Source organism: Comamonas sp. GB3 AK4-5, from assembly GCF_041320665.1.
GTDB lineage: Bacteria > Pseudomonadota > Gammaproteobacteria > Burkholderiales > Burkholderiaceae_C > Comamonas.
The window spans coordinates 390,538-408,305 of the sequence record NZ_CP166730.1 but is presented as its reverse complement, the minus strand read 5'-3'; the positions used below and the strand labels follow the sequence as shown (position 1 = coordinate 408,305).

At 60.8% G+C, this 17,768-nt stretch carries 18 protein-coding genes and 5 tRNA genes; 8 read left to right on the top strand and 15 right to left on the bottom strand.

All coding sequences use genetic code 11. The features are described from left to right. Positions 1-31 precede the first annotated feature (31 nt). The 13 genes from rplL to ACA027_RS01810 form a co-directional block, all read right to left on the bottom strand. Complete coding sequence (gene rplL / locus ACA027_RS01870; protein ID WP_370680717.1) at positions 32-406, bottom strand: 50S ribosomal protein L7/L12; 375 nt, start codon at positions 404-406, stop codon at positions 32-34. 40 nt (positions 407-446) lie between these two features. Beyond that, the gene (rplJ, locus tag ACA027_RS01865) at positions 447-968 is read right to left on the bottom strand and encodes a 50S ribosomal protein L10 (RefSeq protein ID WP_370680716.1); all 522 of its coding nucleotides are present in this window, start codon (positions 966-968) and stop codon (positions 447-449) included. A 255-nt stretch (positions 969-1,223) separates the two neighbouring features. Beyond that, the gene (gene rplA, locus ACA027_RS01860; RefSeq protein WP_370680715.1) at positions 1,224-1,919 is read right to left on the bottom strand and encodes a 50S ribosomal protein L1; all 696 of its coding nucleotides are present in this window, start codon (positions 1,917-1,919) and stop codon (positions 1,224-1,226) included. Continuing rightward, a complete protein-coding gene (rplK, locus tag ACA027_RS01855) occupies positions 1,920-2,351 on the bottom strand; it encodes a 50S ribosomal protein L11 (protein WP_034359623.1) in 432 nt (143 codons plus the stop codon). A 120-nt stretch (positions 2,352-2,471) separates the two neighbouring features. Continuing rightward, positions 2,472-3,068: a transcription termination/antitermination protein NusG gene (nusG, locus tag ACA027_RS01850; protein ID WP_370680714.1), complete on the bottom strand. Its 597-nt coding sequence runs from the start codon at positions 3,066-3,068 to the stop codon at positions 2,472-2,474. Next, positions 3,068-3,451: a preprotein translocase subunit SecE gene (gene secE / locus ACA027_RS01845; RefSeq protein ID WP_370680713.1), complete on the bottom strand. Its 384-nt coding sequence runs from the start codon at positions 3,449-3,451 to the stop codon at positions 3,068-3,070. Before secE ends, nusG begins: the two co-directional genes overlap by 1 nt. 90 nt (positions 3,452-3,541) lie before the next feature. After that, a tRNA-Trp gene (locus ACA027_RS01840) sits at positions 3,542-3,617 on the bottom strand. Positions 3,618-3,631: 14 nt separating this feature from the next. Next, positions 3,632-4,822, bottom strand: a complete 1,191-nt coding sequence (tuf, locus tag ACA027_RS01835) for an elongation factor Tu (protein ID WP_370680674.1) — start codon at positions 4,820-4,822, stop codon at positions 3,632-3,634. 73 nt (positions 4,823-4,895) lie between these two features. After that, positions 4,896-4,970, bottom strand: a tRNA-Thr gene (locus ACA027_RS01830). 41 nt (positions 4,971-5,011) lie between these two features. Further along, positions 5,012-5,085 (bottom strand) — tRNA-Gly (locus ACA027_RS01825). 52 nt (positions 5,086-5,137) lie between these two features. Then, positions 5,138-5,223 (bottom strand) — tRNA-Tyr (locus tag ACA027_RS01820). An 86-nt stretch (positions 5,224-5,309) separates the two neighbouring features. After that, a tRNA-Arg gene (locus tag ACA027_RS01815) sits at positions 5,310-5,385 on the bottom strand. Positions 5,386-5,467: 82 nt separating this feature from the next. Next, entirely contained in the window at positions 5,468-6,094 is a 627-nt protein-coding gene (locus tag ACA027_RS01810; protein ID WP_370680712.1) for a TetR family transcriptional regulator, read from the bottom strand. Positions 6,095-6,292: 198 nt separating this feature from the next. On the opposite strand from ACA027_RS01810, the gene ACA027_RS01805 reads away from it, so the two are divergent. The 4 genes from ACA027_RS01805 to ACA027_RS01790 all read left to right on the top strand — a co-directional run bounded on the left by ACA027_RS01805 (position 6,293) and on the right by ACA027_RS01790 (position 12,938). After that, positions 6,293-7,591 (top strand): efflux RND transporter periplasmic adaptor subunit, encoded by a 1,299-nt coding sequence (locus ACA027_RS01805; protein WP_370680711.1) that lies wholly within the window; start codon positions 6,293-6,295, stop codon positions 7,589-7,591. A gap of 15 nt (positions 7,592-7,606) precedes the next feature. Next, on the top strand, positions 7,607-10,786 hold the full coding sequence (locus tag ACA027_RS01800; RefSeq protein ID WP_370680710.1) for an efflux RND transporter permease subunit: 3,180 nt from the start codon (positions 7,607-7,609) through the stop codon (positions 10,784-10,786). Beyond that, positions 10,779-12,203: an efflux transporter outer membrane subunit gene (locus tag ACA027_RS01795; protein WP_370680709.1), complete on the top strand. Its 1,425-nt coding sequence runs from the start codon at positions 10,779-10,781 to the stop codon at positions 12,201-12,203. Before ACA027_RS01800 ends, ACA027_RS01795 begins: the two co-directional genes overlap by 8 nt. Before the next feature lie 210 nt (positions 12,204-12,413). Then, positions 12,414-12,938 (top strand): cytochrome c5 family protein, encoded by a 525-nt coding sequence (locus ACA027_RS01790; protein WP_370680708.1) that lies wholly within the window; start codon positions 12,414-12,416, stop codon positions 12,936-12,938. A gap of 106 nt (positions 12,939-13,044) precedes the next feature. Here the strand turns inward: ACA027_RS01790 and ACA027_RS01785 are convergent, their stop codons facing one another. Continuing rightward, on the bottom strand, positions 13,045-13,590 hold the full coding sequence (locus ACA027_RS01785) for a DUF2946 family protein (protein ID WP_370680707.1): 546 nt from the start codon (positions 13,588-13,590) through the stop codon (positions 13,045-13,047). A 389-nt stretch (positions 13,591-13,979) separates the two neighbouring features. On the opposite strand from ACA027_RS01785, the gene ACA027_RS01780 reads away from it, so the two are divergent. The 4 genes from ACA027_RS01780 to ACA027_RS01765 are packed head-to-tail and all read left to right on the top strand — an operon-like array spanning position 13,980 to position 16,995. Beyond that, positions 13,980-14,573 carry a LemA family protein gene (locus ACA027_RS01780; protein WP_370680706.1) on the top strand — a complete coding sequence of 198 codons (594 nt, stop codon included), beginning with the start codon at positions 13,980-13,982 and terminating at the stop codon, positions 14,571-14,573. Positions 14,574-14,580: 7 nt separating this feature from the next. Then, positions 14,581-15,447 carry a YgcG family protein gene (locus tag ACA027_RS01775; RefSeq protein WP_370680704.1) on the top strand — a complete coding sequence of 289 codons (867 nt, stop codon included), beginning with the start codon at positions 14,581-14,583 and terminating at the stop codon, positions 15,445-15,447. Then, complete coding sequence (locus ACA027_RS01770) at positions 15,447-16,457, top strand: YgcG family protein (protein WP_370680703.1); 1,011 nt, start codon at positions 15,447-15,449, stop codon at positions 16,455-16,457. Before ACA027_RS01775 ends, ACA027_RS01770 begins: the two co-directional genes overlap by 1 nt. A gap of 1 nt (position 16,458) precedes the next feature. Beyond that, positions 16,459-16,995, top strand: coding sequence for a TPM domain-containing protein (locus ACA027_RS01765; protein WP_370680702.1), 537 nt, complete (start codon positions 16,459-16,461; stop codon positions 16,993-16,995). Positions 16,996-17,319: 324 nt separating this feature from the next. Here ACA027_RS01765 and ACA027_RS01760 read toward each other — a convergent pair whose 3' ends face one another. After that, positions 17,320-17,736, bottom strand: a complete 417-nt coding sequence (locus ACA027_RS01760) for a F0F1 ATP synthase subunit epsilon (RefSeq protein WP_370680701.1) — start codon at positions 17,734-17,736, stop codon at positions 17,320-17,322. Between the last annotated feature and the right edge of the window lie 32 nt (positions 17,737-17,768).

The window sequence follows — 17,768 nt, the reverse complement described above, 5'->3', positions numbered from 1 at the left end:
GCGAGCACTCCAGCCTCAGGAATGGACTGAATTACTTCAGTTCAGCCTTTGCACCGGCTTCGACCAGCTTCTTCACAGCGGCTTCAGCGTCAGCCTTAGGAGCGGCTTCCTTCACCACCTTGGGAGCGCCGTCGACCAAGTCCTTGGCTTCCTTCAGACCCAGGCCGGTGATTTCACGCACAGCCTTAATCACGGACACCTTGTTGGCGCCAGCTTCGGTCAGCACCACGTTGAACTCGGTCTTCTCTTCAGCAGCAGCAGCAGCACCGCCGCCAGCGGCAGCAGGAGCAGCCATAGCGGCAGCGCTCACGCCAAACTTTTCTTCAATTGCCTTGACCAGGTCGTTCAGTTCCAGAACAGTCATGCTGTCCAGGGCGGTCAAGAATGCGTCTTTATCGAATGCCATTTTGTTTTCCTAACAATTTGTTGGTTGGTTGTTGCCGCAATTAAGCTGCAGCAGCTTCGGCAGCAACTTCTGCGCCTTCGCCCTTTTTGGCCGCCAGCGCGCCCAGCACCACGGCTGTACGCGAGATAGGCGACATGAGCAAGCCACACAGTTGTGCCAGCAGAACTTCCTTCGAGGGGATGCTTGCCAGCTGCTTCACGCCGTCGACGTCCAGGGCCTTGCCCGAAAACGCACCACCGCGAATCACCAACTTGTCGTTGGTCTTCGCGAAGTTGGCCACCACCTTAGCGGCGGCCACTGCGTCTTCAGAGAAGCCGTAGATCAGGGGACCGGTCATTTGATCAGCCACCACCTCAAACTGACCACCGGACACAGCACGGCGGGCCAGGGTGTTTTTCAACACGCTCAGGCTCACACCTTGGCTGCGGGCCTCGGCGCGCAGTTTGGTCATGTCGGCGACCGTAATGCCGCGGTACTCCGCGAACACAAGCGTTTGAGCTTTAGCGGCGAGGCTGGTCACTTCATTGATGACCGCTTCTTTCTCACTGCGATTAAGACTCAAGGTCTACTCCTTCAAATGCACACGCGGGGCAGGCCCTTTGTGCGCGCTCTTGTTGCAGCGACCAACTGTTAGAGGGACATTCATCCATCTGCAGCGGGATCGCCATCTGCGCTGGTTTGCATTAAGTGGCAAGCCTCTTGGAAGCCAATCGGCAAGCCACACCAGCGGTCTTGGATGACCTGCATGCCTTGTTACCAAGGCATGCAGCCCACCACATCGGTTCACCTTTTACGGCGAACCAAAGATTTTAGCGAATTACGCCGAGATGGATTGGGGTTCGACACGAACACCCACACCCATCGTGGAGGAAACCGCCACCTTGCGCAGGTACAGACCCTTGCTGGAAGCAGGCTTGGCCTTGTTCAGCGCGTCGATCAGGGCAGCCAGGTTGCCTTGCAGCTTCTCGTTGTCGAACGAGCGGCGGCCGATGGTCGAGTGGATGATACCGGCCTTGTCGACGCGGAACTGCACCTGACCAGCCTTGGCGTTCTTCACTGCCGTAGCCACATCGGGAGTCACCGTGCCAACCTTGGGGTTAGGCATCAGGCCACGCGGGCCCAGGATCTGACCCAGCTGACCCACCACGCGCATAGCGTCGGGAGCAGCGATCACCACGTCGAAAGGCATGTCACCGGCCTTGACTTGTGCAGCTAGGTCGTCCATACCCACGATGTCGGCACCAGCAGCCTTGGCTTCTTCAGCCTTGGCACCTTGTGCGAACACCGCCACGCGGGTGGTCTTGCCAGTACCGTGAGGCAGCACCACAGCGCCACGCACCACTTGGTCCGACTTCTTGGCATCCACGCCCAGCTGCACAGCCACGTCGATGGACTCATCGAACTTGGCAGTTGCAGCGTCCTTCACCAGCACCACGGCGTCAGCGAAAGCGTACAGCTTGTTGGAATCCACCTTGCCCTGGAGAGCTTTTTGCTTCTTGGTCAACTTGGCCATTTACACACCCTCCACGATCACGCCCATCGAACGGGCAGAACCAGCCAGCGTACGCACTGCGGCGTCGACGTCAGCGGCGTTCATGTCCTTCAACTTGGTCTTGGCGATTTCTTCCAGCTGAGCGCGGGTGATCTTGCCGACCTTGTTCTTCAGGGGATTAGAAGAACCCTTGTCCAGCTTCACGGCCTTTTTGATCAGCACGGTAGCGGGAGGGGTCTTGATGATGAAGGTGAAGCTCTTGTCAGCAAAAGCCGTGATCACCACTGGCAGAGGCAGGCCGGGCTCGACACCTTGGGTCTGGGCGTTGAACGCCTTGCAGAATTCCATGATGTTGAGGCCGCGCTGACCCAGCGCAGGACCGATGGGTGGGGAGGGATTGGCTTTACCAGCTGGCACTTGCAGCTTGATGAAGCCGACGATTTTCTTCGCCATTTTTTGCTCCTTACGGGTATAGCGCTATGCAATGCATAGCTCCCCGTGATGAAGGACTCTTATTTCGACACGCGAGTCCAAAAAAACGTGCAAACACTCACCAGGTTCTTACCAAAAGACTTACGTCTTTTCGACCTGAGCGAATTCCAGCTCCACTGGCGTCGAGCGACCAAAAATGGCCACCGAGACGCGCAAGCGGCTCTTCTCGTAATTGACTTCTTCGACCGAGCCATTGAAGTCGGTGAACGGACCTTCTTTGACACGCACCAGCTCGCCCACCATGAACTCCACCTTGTGGCGAGGCTTGTCGGAGCCCTCTTGCATCTGGCTGACGATCTTCTGCACTTCCTCTTCCGAGATTGGTGCAGGGCGGTTTTTGGCTCCGCCCACAAAACCCGTCACCTTGCTGGTGTGCTTCACCAAGTGCCAGGTGTCATCGTCCATGACCATCTCAACGAACACATAGCCCGGGAACAGGCGACGCTCCGTGGTCTTGCGCTGGCCGTTCTTCATTTCCACCACTTCTTCGGTGGGAACCAGAATCCGGCCAAATTTTTCCTGCATACCGGAGCGCTGGATGCGCTCGGTGATATTGCGCTCCACGGCCTTTTCCATGCCGGAATAGGCGTGCACGATATACCAGCGCAAATCTGGATTCACTGCAGAAGCAGGTGCCTCTTGAGCACCCAACGCACCGGCGTCCATCGCATCAGTCATTATTTCCTCCAGCCCAGAATGAGGTCATACAACACCCATTCCACGGTCTTGTCAGTCAGCCACAGAAACAACGCCATGATCACCACGAAGGCGAACACATAAAGCGTCATCTGCATGGTCTCTTTGCGGGTGGGCCAGACGACCTTTTTGACTTCTTTCCAGGAATCCTTGGCAAAACCAACGAACTGCTTACCCGGCTCAGACACTAAAAAGACGGCCGCAGCCGCAACCAACCCCACCAGCAATACACCCCACTGGGCAACAGGCCCTTGCTTGCTCAGGAAATAAAACCCGGCAATGGATGCAATTACCAGAGCCAGCACTGCAGCCAGCTTAGCTTTGCTAGCACCAGAACTGACTGTTTCAATTTGCGATGTGGCCATACCTAATCTTTTTTCCGCGCAGCACAATGGCTGAGCACAAGACACTGAAGCCCGCCAGATTCTGGCGGGCTTATCTTTACCACCTGGAGGTGGCAGGGGCAGTAGGAATCGAACCTACAACCTTCGGTTTTGGAGACCGACGCTCTGCCAATTGAGCTATACCCCTAAACCCGATAAATTTTACGCGATGATCTTGGCAACCACGCCAGCGCCCACGGTGCGGCCACCTTCGCGGATAGCGAAGCGCAGACCTTCTTCCATGGCGATGGGGGCGATCAGCTTCACAGTGATCGACACGTTGTCACCAGGCATCACCATTTCCTTGTCGGCGGGCAGCTCGATGGAGCCGGTCACGTCGGTGGTACGGAAATAGAACTGAGGACGGTAGTTGTTGAAGAAAGGAGTGTGGCGACCGCCTTCGTCCTTCGACAGCACATACACCTCAGCGGTGAAGTGGGTGTGGGGCTTGATGGAGTTGGGCTTGCACAGCACTTGGCCGCGTTCCACATCCTCACGCTTGGTGCCGCGCAGCAGCAGACCCACGTTGTCGCCAGCTTGACCTTGGTCCAGCAGCTTGCGGAACATTTCCACGCCGGTCACGGTGGTCTTGACGGTGTCCTTGATACCGACGATTTCGATTTCTTCGCCGACCTTGACAATACCGCGCTCAATGCGACCGGTCACCACGGTGCCGCGACCCGAGATGGAGAACACGTCTTCCACGGGCATCAGGAAAGCACCGTCCACAGCGCGCTCGGGCGTCGGGATGTAGGTGTCCAGAGCTTCAGCCAGCTTCAGGATGGCGGGCTCGCCCTTGTCGGACTGGTCACCTTCCAGGGCCAGCTTGGCCGAACCACGCACGATGGGGGTGTCGTCACCAGGGAAGTCGTACTTGGCCAGCAGCTCGCGCACTTCCATTTCGACCAGCTCCAGCAGCTCTTCGTCGTCCACCATGTCGCACTTGTTCAGGAACACGATGATGTAGGGCACACCCACCTGACGAGCCAGCAGGATGTGCTCGCGAGTCTGGGGCATGGGGCCGTCAGCGGCCGAGCACACCAAGATAGCGCCGTCCATTTGAGCAGCGCCGGTGATCATGTTCTTCACATAGTCAGCGTGACCGGGGCAGTCCACGTGAGCGTAGTGACGGCTGGCCGTTTCGTACTCAACGTGCGAGGTGTTGATGGTGATGCCGCGAGCCTTTTCTTCGGGCGCGTTATCGATCTGGTCGTAACCCTTGGCTTCGCCGCCGAAGGCCTTGGACAGAACGGTAGCGATAGCAGCCGTCAGGGTGGTCTTACCGTGGTCCACGTGACCGATGGTGCCCACGTTCACGTGGGGCTTGGTGCGCTCGAACTTTTCTTTTGCCATTTTTTCGACTCCGAAAAAAACCAAATGCCTAACTTGCTCTGGGCGCCACCATCCAAAAGAAGCACCAGAAAGATGGTGCCCATGGGCAGGATCGAACTGCCGACCTCTCCCTTACCAAGGGAGTGCTCTACCACTGAGCCACATGGGCAAATGCCTGCACTTATGCGCAGACACTGAAATTCAAACAATTGGAGCGGGAGACGGGAATCGAACCCGCGTCATTAGCTTGGAAGGCTAGGGTTCTACCATTGAACTACTCCCGCAAACCTTGCGTTTGCGCGCATCACAAAGTGACGCATCTCTTGCAACCATTGCTGGTGGAGGGGACAGGATTCGAACCTGTGTACGCGTTAGCGGGCAGATTTACAGTCTGCTGCCTTTAACCACTCGGCCACCCCTCCGAAGAGACTCGAATTGTAGCACCGTTTTTCCGACAAAAAAGAAAACGCTGCTTTTTCCGTATTTCTTGCTGACTCAGCAAGAACGCTGGCGCGGCTGGCGGGGATCGAACCCACGACCCTTGGCTTCGGAGGCCAATACTCTATCCACTGAGCTACAGCCGCTCAAGACACAATCCACATGCCTTGTGAGCCGCGCATTGTCGCACGACTTTGACCCACAGCGCAGCCCTGCCAAACCAGATGCCTATTGCGTACGCAGTCCGATGCCATGCAGATAAGCATCTACAGCCCGCATGCCAGCACCGGAGAGATCGAACCTGGAGTGCGACATCAGCCAGCTCTTGATCAACCCATCAAACAGGCACCGCAATGCCAGCGCAGCCTCTTCCACCGGAACCTGCAGCAGCACGGACTGCTCCTGCTGGGCTGCGGCGATATAAGTCACCAGCTTGGCCTCAAATGCGGCCCTCGCTTCCAGACTGCGCTCTTGCACGGAAAGCAGCTCACCCACGTACTCCACCTTGTTCAACAAGATCTCAAAGACACGCCGAGTCTGCGCATCGCGCTCCAGTTGAGCAAAGACCAGAGCCATCACATGCCGAACCCGCGCCACCCCCGTCATGGATATGCCCGCGGACTCATCGCTATACGCCTCACGCTCCAGCGGCAATGCCACCCTCTCCAACATGGCAAAAAACAGGTCCAACTTATCCTTGAAGTGCCAATACACTGCACCACGCGTAGCCCCTGCCCTCTGCGCAATCTCACTCAAAGACGCACGCGCCACGCCCTGCTCATAAAACACCTGTTCCGCGGCATCCAGAAGACCTGCGCGGGTCGCGCAAGCATCTTCCTTCGTTCGACGCACCATGACGCACTCCTTCTCTCGCGCTCCTCGCGACGCTCTCGCCCGACTCCGAGCCGACATCCCCACCATTTTCTCTGTCATTATACATTCATGCATGTATGTATAATGATCCGCAATATTCTGAAGACATCTCTTACGCTTTGGCGCAGCGCAATGGCTCTGTGCCTTTTACGCATCCAACTCACTACCGGAAGGACTTTCATGCAGCCCGTGTATGAAGCAACCCCAGCGGCTCCTGTTCACTCTGTCACTTCGCCCCACACCATGCGCGCCATCGCGCTGGGGGTCGCCTTGGTCTCCGCACTGGCGCTGACCGCATGCGGTGACAAGCAAAATGCCGCGCAGCCATCTCAAGCCGCCGCACAGGCCCAGCCCCCGGAAGTCGGCGTTGTCACAGTGCAACTTGGCAGCGTGCCTCTGACTGCGGACCTGCCTGGCCGCCTGGAAGCTTTCCGCACGGCACAGGTGCGCGCTCGCGCAGCCGGCATCGTGCAAAAGCGCCTGTTCAAAGAAGGCTCGGACGTCAAAACTGGACAGCTGCTGTTCCAAATTGATGACACCCCCTACAAGGCCAGCCTGCAAAGTGCGCAGGCTTCGTTGGCCCAGGCCGAGGCAAACCTGATGCAAGCAGCCGCTACGGCCCGCCGCTACAAGCCGCTAGTAGAGGCCAATGCCATCAGCAAGCAGGACTACGACACCGCCATTGCCAATGAAAAAGCAGGCCAGGCACAGGTCGCGGCAGCCAAAGCTGGCGTCACCACAGCCAACGTCAACCTGGGCTATGCCGCCGTCACCGCCCCCATCGCCGGCCGCATTGGCCGCGCCCTGGTCACCGAAGGTGCTCTGGTGGGTCAAGGCGATGTCACCCAACTGGCCACGATCCAGCAGATCCATCCGCTGTACGTCAACCTGACCCAATCCTCGGCCGAGATTCTTCGCCTCAAGGAGTCGCTGGCCAGCGGCAAGCTGACGCGCGACGGCAGCAATGCCGCCAAGGTGCACATCTACACCGATGACGGCAGGGAATATGCGCACACCGGCCGCATGCTGTTCACCGACCTGACCGTGGATGAAACCACTGGCCAGGTCAGCGTGCGCGCCGAGCTGCCTAACCCCGACGGCTTTTTGCTGCCCGGCATGTATGTGCGTGTCCGTCTGGAGCAAGCTCTGATCGACAACGCCGTCGCCATTCCTCAACAGGCCGTCACCCGCAACGAGAAAGGCAATTTCGTGATGGTGGTGGCAGACGACGGCACCGTGGCTCCGCGCCCGGTGCAGATCAATGGCTCGCAAGGCAACAGCTGGATTGTCACCAGCGGACTGAAAAGCGGCGAAAAAGTCATGGTCGACGGCCTGATCAAGGTGGGCATGGGTGCCAAGAAGGTCACCCCCGTGCCATGGCAAGCCAATGCCAAGCCCGCTGGCGCGCCGGCTGCGAAAGCCGCCCCCGCGAGCAAGCAAGAAGCGGCGGCTGACAGCAAGCCTTCCGCCGCCCAATAAACGGAGCGCACTTCCATGTCGAAGTTTTTTATTCACCGCCCCATTTTTGCGTGGGTGATTGCCATCTTTGTGGTGCTGGCGGGCGTTGTCTCCATCACCCAGCTGCCCGTGGCGCAGTTTCCGTCGGTGGCGCCGCCCACCATCACGGTGACGGCCACCTACCCCGGAGCCACCTCCGAGGCCATGACGGACTCGGTACTCCAGCTCATCGAGCGGGAAATGAATGGTGCCACCGGCCTGATGTACATGGAGAGCAAGGCCCCCGCCGGGGGACAAGGCACGCTCACCCTGACGTTCGACCCCAGCACCAACCCCGACCTGGCCCAGGTGGACGTGCAAAACCGTCTTTCCCGCGCCCTGCCCCGCTTGCCCACCGTGGTGCAAGCCCTGGGCGTGCGCGTGGACAAGGCCATGAGCAACTTCCTGATGATTCTGGCCTTCCAGGCCGAATCTGGCGAAACCTCACGCGACGACATTGCCGACTACGTCAACCGCAACGTGCTGCCAGAAGTCCAGCGTCTGGAAGGCGTGGGCAAGGCCCAGCTGTTTGCAGCCGGCCGCGCCATGCGTGTCTGGATTGACCCCATCAAGCTCCAAGGCTATGGACTGCCCATCAGCTCGGTGAACGCAGCCATTGCCGCGCAGAACCAGCAGATCTCCGGCGGTGCACTGGGTGACACGCCCAACGTCCCCGGCACCACCATGAGCGCCACCATCGTGGTGCCTGGTCAGCTGACGACACCGGAGCAATTCGGCAACGTGGTGCTGCGCTCCAATACCGACGGCTCGACCGTTCGCGTCAAGGACGTGGCACGCGTGGAACTGGGCACGGAAACCTACGCCTTCAACTCCCGCCTGGACGGCAAACCTGCCGTGGCCTTGGCCGTGCAGCTGACCTCCACCGCCAATGCCATGGCCACGGCCAAGCTGGTCTACGACAAGATGGATGCGCTGGAACCCTTCCTGCCTACCGGCGTGAAGTGGTCTGCCCCCTATGACACATCGAAGTTCGTGAAGATCTCGATTGAAAAGGTGGTGCACACGCTGCTGGAAGCCATTGTGCTGGTGTTCATCGTGATGCTGATCTTCCTGCAGAACATCCGCTACACGCTGATCCCCACCGTCGTGGTCCCCATCGCGCTGCTGGGCACTTTTGCCGCCATGCTGGCCGTGGGCCTGACCATCAACATTCTGGCCATGTTTGCCATGGTGCTGGTGATCGGTATCGTGGTGGACGACGCCATCGTGGTGGTGGAGAACGTCGAGCGCATCATGGCCGAGGAAGGGATTCCACCCAAGGAAGCCACGATCAAGGCCATGGGCCAGATCCAGGGCGCCGTGGTCGGTATCACCGTGATTCTGGTGACCGTGTTCGTGCCGCTGGCCATGTTCAGCGGCGCCACCGGCAATATCTATCGCCAGTTCTCGCTGGTGATGGCGATCTCCATCTTCTTCTCGGGTTTCTTCGCGCTGACGCTGACGCCTGCGCTGTGCGCCACCATGCTCAAGCCCATTCCCAAGGGCCATGCGCATGACAAGAAGACCGGCCCCCTGGGCCCCTTCTACAACTGGTTCAACCGCAAGTTCGATGCGGGCTCCAAGCACTACCAAAACGCTTTGGGCGGCGTCGTCAAGCGTTCGGCACAGGCCGTGGTTGTCTATCTGCTGGTGATTGCCGGCGTGGTCTTCATGTTCATGAAGCTGCCCAGCGGCTTTCTGCCGACCGAAGACCAGGGCTATGTGATCTCGCTGGCCCAGCTGCCTCCTGGCGCTTCGCTGGACCGCACCACCGACACCATGGCACAGCTGGAAAACTTTGTGCTGAGCCAGCCTGAAACCGACCACATCGTGACCATTCTGGGCTTCAGCTTTGCGGGCCAGGGACAAAACGTGGGCCTGGCTTTCACCACCCTCAAGGACTGGTCGCAGCGCAGCGCCAAGGGATCGGACGCGGAGTCGTTTGCCGGCCGCACCATGGGCGCCATGATGGCCTTGCGTGATGGTTTTATCTACACCCTGGTGCCGCCTTCCATTCCGGAACTGGGCACCAGCGATGGATTCACCTTCCGCCTGCAAGACCGTGGCGCCAAGGGCCATGCAGCCTTGCTGCAAGCGCGCAACCAGATGATTGCCAAGGCCAACCAGAGCCCCATCCTGGCGGGTGTGCGCTTTGATGGTGTGGATGACGCCCCGCAGTGGGAAGTCAAAATCGACCGCGACGCTGTCTATGCGCAGAATGTCAACATGGGCGATCTGGCATCGACCCTGGCCACGGCCCTGGGCTCTGCCAACTCCACCGACTTCCCCAACCAGGGCTATATGCAGCGCGTGACCATCCAGGCCGACGCCAACCGCCGCATGCAACCCGAAGACGTGATGCGCCTGACTGTGCCCAACTCCGCGGGCAGCCTGGTCGAGCTGTCCACCATGGTCACGGCCAAGTGGATCAGCGGCCCCATGCAGGTGACCCGCTACAACGGCTATCCGTCGATGAGCATCACCGGCCAGGCCAAGCCCGGCTACACCAGTGGCCAGGCCATGGCCGAAATGGAAAAGCTGGCGGCGGAACTGCCGGACGGCTTTGGCTATGAGTGGACCGGTCAGTCGCTGGACGAAAAGAAGTCCGGCTCCTCGGCCATGATCCTCTACGCCTTCTCCATCCTGGCGGTGTTCCTGTGTCTGGCTGCCCTGTATGAAAGCTGGAGCATTCCGCTGTCGGTGATGCTGGTGGTGCCTCTGGGCGTGCTGGGTGCGCTGGCAGGTATGTTCATCCGTGACATGCCCAACGACATCTACTTCCAGGTGGCACTGATCACGGTGATTGGTCTGTCGGCCAAGAACGCCATTTTGATTGTGGAGTTCGCCAAGGACCTGCATGCCCAGGGTATGAGTGCCTATGACGCGGCGCTGGAAGCTGCGCACCTGCGCTTCCGCCCCATCTTGATGACCTCTTTGGCCTTCATCTTGGGCGTGGTGCCGCTGTACATCGCCTCGGGCGCCAGCGCCGCCAGCCAAAAAGAAATTGGCACCGGCGTGTTCTGGGGCATGGTGATCGGCACCCCGTTGTCGGTCTTCCTGGTCCCTGTTTTCTTCATCGCGGTCTTCAAGCTCTTTGGCGAAAAGTCCGAGCAAGACACAAGCCCTCCGGGCTCGACCAGCCCCTCGACAACGCAAGGAGGCTCTCACCATGCATAAGCGATTGCTTCCCACCCTGCTGGCCAGCGCCTTGATGGCCTCGGGCTGCTCCTTCATCCCGGCTTTGGACAAGCCCGCTGCGCCCGTGGTTGACCACTATGCCGTGGCGGATGCGGCCCAAGGCCAGGCTGCGGCCGATGTGCCCTGGCAGAACTTCTTCACGGATGCACGCCTGCAGCAAGTGATCCAGCAAGCCCTGGACAACAACCGCGATCTGCGTGTGGCTGTGCTCAACATCGAGCAGGCCCGCGCGCTCTACCAGATCCAGCGCGCCGCCCAGTTCCCCGACCTGGGTGTCGCCGCCAACGGATCGCGCGGACCCAGCACCCTGGGTTCGGGCTACACCAACGCCTATTCGGTGGGCCTGTCCATGCCCAGCTGGGAGATTGACTTCTGGGGCCGCATCAGCAGCCTCAAGCAGCAAGCCCTGGCCCAGTACCTGGCCACCGAAGAGGGCCGCAAGGCCACGCAGATCAGCCTGGTGGCCAGTGTGGCCAGCTCCTGGCTGGGCCTGCAGGCCGACGAGGAACTGCGCGCCATTTCGCAGCGCACGCTGCAAACGCGCGAAGAATCCGTGCGTCTGGCCAAGCTGCGTTTCGATGCCGGCACCGCGTCCGAGCTGGACTACCAGCAGGCTCGCTCGCTGGTCGAAAGTGCCCGCGCCACCTTGGCCCAGCAAACGCGCCAGCGTGATCTGGACATCAACGCGCTGACGCTGCTGGTGGGCCAGACCTTGCCACCCGAGCTGGTCACCAGCTTGCAAGGCAAAAAGCTCGCAGATCAGCCGGCCCTGGCCGATGTGCCTGCCGGTCTGCCTTCCGATCTGCTGCTGCGCCGCCCGGACATCCGTCAGGCTGAACAGACCATGATCGCGGCCAATGCCAATATTGGTGCGGCCCGTGCCATGTTCTTCCCCAGCGTGTCGCTGACAGCTTCCGCGGGCTACGCCAACACCGAGCTGTCGGACCTGTTCAAGTCGGGCTCCAAGACCTTCAGCATTGCGCCCTCGCTGTACCTGCCCATCTTCACGGCCGGCCGTAACCAGGCCAATCTGGATGTGGCCAAGGCCGGCAAGCAAATCGCCGCAGCGCAGTACGAGAAAGCCATACAGACGGCCTTCCGCGAAGTCTCGGATGCACTGGTCAGCCGCCAGACCCTGGTCGAGCAGCTGCAGGCCCAGGAGGCCCAACTCACGGCCGAAACGGCACGCCTGAAGCTGTCCACGCTGCGCTATGACAACGGTGTGGCCAGTTATCTAGACCTGCTGGATGCACAGCGTTCGCTGTTCACGCTGGAGCAATCGGTGGTGCAGGTGCGCCTGACCCAGCTGCAAAACCAGGTGGCCCTGTACAAGGCACTGGGCGGCGGTTGGACCGAACCCGCTCCTGAGCGCTCGGCAGCCACCACGGCCCCCTGAGCACACAGCAGCTTCCCTGCTGCTGCCCCCACACAAGGCCCTGGCCCCTCCCGGGGCCTTGTTGTTTTCTGGCCTGGCATGCCATTGCTTGATCCAGCTCATGGCATGTGCGCCAGTGGCGTCAAGCCATGGCGTTGCCCAGTGGCTTGAAACAAGGGGCTGGATATAATCCGCCGTTACCTTTAAGCCCCCATAACTATTGAGGTCTTCATGAGCGCCACTCCCCACGAAGAAGCCCATACGGGCCCGGTCAAGAATCCCAAGCAACTGTTGATCGCGGTCTTGTTCTCGTTTGTCATTCCGGTGTTCGTCATCATCGGCCTGGTGCAATTCGTGAACTCCTCCAACAAGACCGGTCCGGGCGCCGGCAACAATGACCGCGCCCAGGCACAGCGCCTGCAGAAGATCGGCTCCGTGGAAATCCGCGACGCCAACCGTCCTTTGCGCGGTGGCGAAGAGGTCTACAAGGGCCAGTGCGCGGCCTGCCATGCCACCGGCATGTCTGGCGCGCCCAAGTTTGGCGACGCCGCAGCCTGGGGCCCGCGTCTGGGTCAGGGCTTCGAGGCCCTGGTGCAGTCGGCACTCAAAGGCAAGGGCCTGATGGGCGCCCAAGGTGGTGGCGAATTCAACGACCTCGAAATCTCCCGTGGCGTGGCCTTCATGGCCAATGCAGCCGGTGGCAAGTTCGATGAGCCCCAGCCACCAGCCGCCGCAGCCGAGGGCGAAGCCAAATAAGGCTTGCCACTCCAGCGCCAAAAGGATCGCCACGGCGATCCTTTTTTATGCTCAAACAGGCCGCTTACGCAGGCTGGGCAAGCGCCGGACGCTATCAAACCCTAGATTAGGCCGCGGCCGCAGAGGCCTGCATCTCCAGCTGCTGGGGGCTGCGCACAAAATGGTATTGCGCCTCCAGCTCGGCACTCGCCACCGCTTGCGGCGTCCAGCGACCACTTTCGATGGCTGCCGCCATGCGCATCACATCCTGGGTATGCACCAGGCCCAGCACTGCTTCCGCGACCAGGTACACATGGCCGCGCTCATCCACCAGGCAATGCTCAGGCATGGCGACCACACCCGTGTGGGCACGCACCGTGCCATCCTGGTCCAGCCGCCAGACCAGAGGGGTGTCTTCCAACTCCACATACACGCGCTGCGGCCCGTTCTGGAAGAACCAGCACCCGCGAGCGTCCACCTCGTAATTGCGGCCGATGAAGCCCTGCAGCTTCTCGTGCTGCAGCAACGAGCCCTTGCTGTGCGGAAACATCCCGCAGGTCTGTGTCGTGATGTCGCGCAGAAACCAGCGCCCACGTGCGTCCAAGCCTAGCCAGCCATAGCAATCCGCCACATTCGGCCATTTCAACATGGCCTGCTTCACGATGTCATCCATAGCGGAACGCTTCTTTCTCTCAGGTTTGCGCCAGTTGCGCACCCAGCGTGGACTGGTCCGTGCCTAGCCTGTGGCCATGATCCGCTATGCTGGGGTCACAACCGCAGCAATCGCCGGCTGCTTGCCAGCATCTTTCATGCCGAAACCATCTGGGAAGGCTCTGGAGCCCGGGCTTGGACTCCAGCCCAATCGCCACAAGCCATGGCCTGGCAGCGCGGCGGCCCAAGACCATGAACACAGTCTGAATGATAGTGTGGCCCTGCTCCATTTTCGCCCCTCTGCCTGCATGGAGCGGCCATGTGTTGCGAAGACGGCCACAAGTCCTGCGGCCCCTTCGCCAGCCTGCTCTGCGGCACAATCTGCCCATCCTGCAACGATCCGAGACACCCATGAAACGTCTGATTGCCCTGTTCGCCCTGACCCTGAGCCTGAGCGGCTGTGGATACAACGATTTCCAGCGCCTGGACGAACAAACCAAGTCCGCCTGGAGTGAAGTGCTCAACCAGTATCAGCGCCGTGCAGACCTGGTGCCCAACATCGTGGCCTCCGTCAAGGGAGAGGCCAATTTCGAGCAGGACACGCTGACCAAGGTCATAGAGGCCCGCTCCAAAGCCACCTCCATCCAGGCCACGCCCGAGCTCATCAACAACCCCGAGGCTTTCAACCAATTCCAGCAGGCCCAGGGTGAGCTCTCCAGCGCCCTGTCGCGCCTGATGGTGGTGTCCGAGCGCTACCCCCAGTTGCAGGCCAACCAGGCCTTCCGCGACCTGCGCGTGACGCTGGAGGGCACAGAAAACCGCATCACCGTGGCCCGCAACCAATACATCCAGAGCGTGCAGAACTACAACGTGCTGGCCCGCAGCTTCCCCAGCAATCTGACGGGCATGGTATTTGGCTACAAGGCCAAGCCCAACTTCAGCGTGCAAAACGAGGCCGAGATCTCGCGCCCACCGTCGGTGGACTTCTCCAGCGACAAAAAATAAGGCCAACATGCCTGTGACGCTGATGCTGCGTGCTTGGGCTGCACTGGTTTTTGCAGCACTGCTGCTGCCATGGCAAAGCCTGCAAGCCCAGCAGCTGCAGCCCGTGCCCGCACTCAAAGCCAGGGCCATGGACCTGTCGGCCACGCTGAGCGCCCAGGAGCTCGCTGGCCTGGAGGCCCAGCTCAAGACCCTGGAAGATGAAACCGGCGCCCAGGTGGTGGTCTTGATGCTGGCCAGCACCGCGCCCGAAGACATTGCGGCCTACGCCAACCGTGTGGCCCAAAGCTGGAAGATAGGCCGCAAAGATGTGGGCGATGGCCTGCTCATCGTAGTGGCCAAGAACGACCGGCGCATGCGCCTCGAAGTCGCCCGCACTCTGGAGGGCGCTGTGCCCGACATCATGGCCGCGCGCATCATCGACAGTGCCATGCAGCCGCGCTTTCAGGCCGGGGACTATGCCGGCGGCCTGGGCGCCGCCATACAACAGCTCTCGATGCTGATTCGCGGCGAAAAACTACCGCCACCCAGCGCAGCCCAGAAAGCCCCGGAGTCGGATTCCGGCCTGATGTTCGTCGCACTGTCCTGGCTGCTGGGCGCTCCTTTGGCCCGCAAGCTGCTGGGTCGCTTCAAGGGCTCCATGCTCATGGGCGCGGGCACCGGCATTGCCGTCTTTGTGCTTGAGCGCAGCTGGGAAATTGCCCTTGGCGCCGGCGTGGTGGCCATGCTGTTCACCTTGCTGGGCTTTTTCAAACTGCTGGGCCTGCTGCTGTCCGGCGGCCGGGGTGGCGGAGGAGGTGGCCGGGGCGGTGGCGGCGGCTTCAAATCCGGTGGCGGCGGCCGCTTTGGCGGCGGCGGTGCCTCGGGGGGGTGGTAATGCCAGGGACCGCGCCCACGCTGTACACCCCCTGGCTCTGGCTGCGCGCCTTGCTGGCCTCGGTGCTGCTCTGCCTGGGTGCAGCGGCAGCCGCCCAGACCGGCCTGCAAGCCGTGCCCCCGCTGCAGGCAAGGGCCATGGACCTGTCTGCAACCTTGAGCCCGCAGGAGCTCGCCGGCCTGGAAGCCCAGCTCAAGACCCTGGAGGATGACACCGGCGCCCAGGTGGTGGTCTTGATGCTGGCCAGCACCGCGCCCGAGGACATTGCGGCCTATGCCAACCGCGTGGCCCAAAGCTGGAAGATAGGGCGCAAAGACCAGGGCGACGGCGTACTCATCGTGGTGGCCAAGAACGACCGGCGCATGCGCATCGAAGTCGCGCGCCGGCTGGAAGGCGCTACCCCCGACATCATGGCCGCCCGCATCATCGATGGCACCATGAAGCCGCATTTTCGGACGGGAGATTACGCCAAAGGACTGGAAGCCGCCGTAGAGCGGCTCTCCCAGCGCATCCACGGCGAGGAGCTACCGGCACCCGAGCCGGCCAGCCCGCAGGGCTCCCGGGCCAACTGGTTCCAGCTCATCTTTTTCTCCTTCATCGGCTTTGCTTTCGGCATTCCCTGGAGCCGCGCCCTTTTCGGCAAAGGCCTGGGGTCGCTGCTCCTGGGTGGCGGCATGGGCGCAATGGGCTATTTGACTTCGGGCAGTGCGCCCGTGGCCTTGGCCACCGGCCTGGTCGCCATGCTGTCTGTCTTGCTGGGCAACGCCAACCGCAGCAATGCAGGACGTTATGCGGGCTCACGCGGCCGCTCCCAGGGAAAAGGCAAGGGCAAAGGCGGCAAGGGCCGGAACAAGAGCGCCAGCAGCTGGCACTCCAGCAGCAGTGACAGCGGTAGCTCCCGCTGGAGTAGCAGCTCCAGTAGCAGCGACTGGAGTTCCAGCAGCAGCGACAGCTTCAGCTCCGGCGGTGGTGGCGACTTTGGTGGCGGCGGCGCCTCGGGAGACTGGTGAGATGCAGCGTATCTTTTCTCGCATTGGGCGGCTTGTTCGCCATCGCTGGGCCGAGCTTTACTTGAGCCAGCGTATTCCGCCCCTGCTCCTGGATCAGCTCGAAGCACTGATCACGGCCAGCGAGCAACACCACACAGGCCAGCTGCGCATCTGTATCGAAGCAGGCCTGCCATGGAGCTATATCTGGCGCGATGCCTCGGCACGCGAGCGCGCACTGTCACTGTTTGGCAAATTGCGCGTCTGGGACACGGAAGACAACAACGGCGCATTGATCTACCTGCTGCTGGCCGATCACGCTATAGAAGTCGTGGCCGACCGCGCTTTGCATCGGCGGGTCTCGGCCAGCGAATGGCAAGCCGTGTTGCAGGGCGTGCAGCAGGACTTTCGCCGCAATGCCTATGCCGATGGCTTGGCTGCAGTGCTGGAGCGCCTGTCCAGCTTGCTGGTGCAAGGATTTCCCCGAAGTGACTCCGGCGCGAGGGAAGACGACCTGCCCAATGCGCCCGTGGTGCAGGGGCGTATTTTCAAAGATCTGTAACACGCGCTCCTGAAAAGAGAGCTGCCACTGCTTTCTGCATCTGCGTAAATAGCGGATTTTTCTGTGCAATCTCGGCCGATGGCGCACGGCATCAGGTGCGCCCTCCCTGTGGACAGCTGTGCAGATAGTTGCGCACAGGCTGGGCTGCAAAGAATTTTTCAATAGCCACCGCCAAAACCCTTGCTCAGAGTGGCGTCAGCCTCGATTTGCGACCGCTGTAGAAAAAGTCTTTTCACCTTCTTCAGCCCACCATGCACCCACATGCCATCCACAAAAAAAGCCACCTCGCGGTGGCTTTCTTGGAGGCGCAGAAATCGAAAGCGATCAGCGCTTCTGACGGAACTTGCGCAGGGCTGCAATCTGGGCTGCCATGACGGCCAGCTCGGACTGTGCCTTGGCCAGATCCAGTTCGCTCTTGGCGTTCTTCAGGGCTTCCTCAGCGGCCTGCTTGGCCTTCTGGGCCTTCTCGTCGTCCAGATCCTTGCCACGGATGGCGGTGTCGGACATCACGGTCACGCAGTTGGGTTGCACTTCCAAAATACCGCCGGCCACGAAGACAAATTCTTCGCTGCCATCCGGCATTTCGATGCGCACCGAACCCGGCTTGATGCGGGTGATCAGCGGTGTGTGGCGGGGATAAATGCCCAGCTCGCCCGCTTCACCGGGCAAGGCGACAAAGCGCGCTTCACCGGAGAAGATGGACTCTTCGGCACTGACCACATCAACGTGGATGGTGTTCATCTTTGCTCCTAGAAAAGGTTAAGACAGGAACC